Source organism: Thalassoglobus neptunius (genome assembly GCF_007859735.1).
GTDB classification, from domain to species: Bacteria; Planctomycetota; Planctomycetia; order Planctomycetales; family Planctomycetaceae; genus Thalassoglobus; species Thalassoglobus neptunius.
Genome location: NZ_SIHI01000128.1, coordinates 1 through 1,878 on the forward strand (window position 1 = coordinate 1; position 1,878 = coordinate 1,878).

Sequence of the window (1,878 nt, forward strand, 5' to 3'; positions counted from 1 at the left end):
CAGCTTCTGCAACACCTCAGCCAGCGACTTTCCTGCCGCCAACATCGCTTGCCCCTCCTGCAACAGCTTCACAATCTGCTCAGGCTTACGTCGTCGTCGCTTCGTCATCAAAGTCTCCTCGAACCAAAATCGGTCGGTTGACTCTCATAACATCTGGATCAGAAAATGGGGAGCACGCCAGGATGCCGCGATTTTGCATGTCAAAATTTCAGACGGGTAACGTTTAGCGTAACCGGGTGGCGACGGTTGACGTTGATATCAAATTCGGCGTGAATCGCCACTCCGGTTCACGCTTTTGTTATCCAGCATTATCGCGACTGGCCTGGCGTTCAATTGCCATTTCTAGGTTTCCATACAGGACTGGTTGAAGAGTTCGCAATTCGGCAGCCAGTTCCGGATCAATTCCTTCGTCAAGCACACTCTCCACCAATTCTTGAGCAATTTCAATCGAATCATTATAGCTCTGCATCGCCCAATCCAATTCTGGACTTCCGTCCCAGCATCCGTGTCGCAAGCGACAGTATTCGACAGTCGCGACATCAATTAGATAGCCCGCTCGGTCTTCTGCTGAAACGGACTGGCAGTGTTTGACGACGTATGGAACGACGACAAATGCAGAATTCGTTATCGTGTTTTGGTGAAGATACAAATTGAACAATCTGTGGTAGATGTCGGATTCCTGGTCGAAGCCTACAGCCATCGACCATTCGTGAACGACCGACGCCAGATCGTCATCATAGAATGTCGAAAGCTCATTCCACCTTGGATCTTCGAAAGGTAACATCATTCTCGGTGCTGGATAACGCCAATGTTCACCGGGTCGCGGCGAACGATTCAATCATCGGAAAGCCGCGCGACCCGCGACTCCGTGTGCAACATTTTGTTATCTGGCGTCTGGAGTTGGGGGCTGGGGTTCGGCATCAAGCATCGAAAGCAGGTAGGAAGCCGCGTCTGACACTCCGGGATCGTCTGAATCAACAAGTGCAGTTATGTCGTCGCCGTATTCGTTCAGTATCCACGCGGCGCCTTCGTCGTCCTGGCGAATCAGCGGCGCGAATTGTTCGTCGAGAACCTGCAGCTGAATAGCTGCGTCGCCGTCACGGAGAGCAAGATGATACGAGTCGGTCGTCGCCTGTCCGAATGCGTTTGCGATTGCATCACCATCAATCACCACACGGTTCGGTAGATCGCGAGCCCATGCAACGACCTTGACAGCGGTCCATCCGGCAATCGAGCAGCCCATAACGAAAACCACAGCTGCTACGATCAGTATTCGCTTTGTTCGTGTCTTCATGTCAAAAGCTCACCATGTGTTGATTAGTCAGATAACGACCGCGATAACCGAGTCGCGGGAGTTGATTGTCCATTGCGAAATCGCCCGGCTACCGCGACTTCGGTTGATCACATTGTTACATGGCGATCGTAGCGATGGTCAGCTAGACCCGATGAAAATCTATGAGGCGTTCTCAAGTAGTGGTTTGTATTTTAGTAGTTTCGCCGCCACGACATCAACGGTTTTCGCGTGATTTACAGCTTTACCCCACCATTTGGTTTTAGTGACGTCCTTCCCTTCATCAAGATAGACTTCCATGAGTTCCGCGAGCATCTTTTTGAATGCGTCCCGAAATCCGCGAGCGCCGTGGATGGTGTAATGATCGAGTGCGTTTCGCGACAGTCGTACCAATTCCAAAAGCGCAGTTCGGGCCGATTTTTTTAGATCCGAGTTTGCATTGTTGAAAACATCTCTGGAATCTGAGATGAGAATGCGCTAAAATCTGGTGATGAGTGATTCCCCACGAACGAATGTGTTGTTGGAAGTGGCAAAGCTGTCGCTTCGGATTGGACGCAAGTATGTCGAGCCGTATTCGCATGCGAAGA

Annotated in this window: 3 protein-coding genes; all 3 read right to left on the reverse strand. The window is 51.0% G+C overall.

What is annotated here, in order from left to right; all coding sequences use genetic code 11:
• Nucleotides 1-298: 298 nt before the first annotated feature.
• Complete coding sequence (locus tag KOR42_RS26135; protein ID WP_146512732.1) at nt 299-787, reverse strand: hypothetical protein; 489 nt, start codon at nt 785-787, stop codon at nt 299-301.
• Nucleotides 788-883: 96 nt separating this feature from the next.
• A complete protein-coding gene (locus tag KOR42_RS26140; protein ID WP_146512733.1) occupies nt 884-1,294 on the reverse strand; it encodes a hypothetical protein in 411 nt (136 codons plus the stop codon).
• A gap of 159 nt (nt 1,295-1,453) precedes the next feature.
• On the reverse strand, nt 1,454-1,690 hold the full coding sequence (locus tag KOR42_RS26145) for a hypothetical protein (protein WP_146512734.1): 237 nt from the start codon (nt 1,688-1,690) through the stop codon (nt 1,454-1,456).
• Nucleotides 1,691-1,878: the final 188 nt, after the last annotated feature.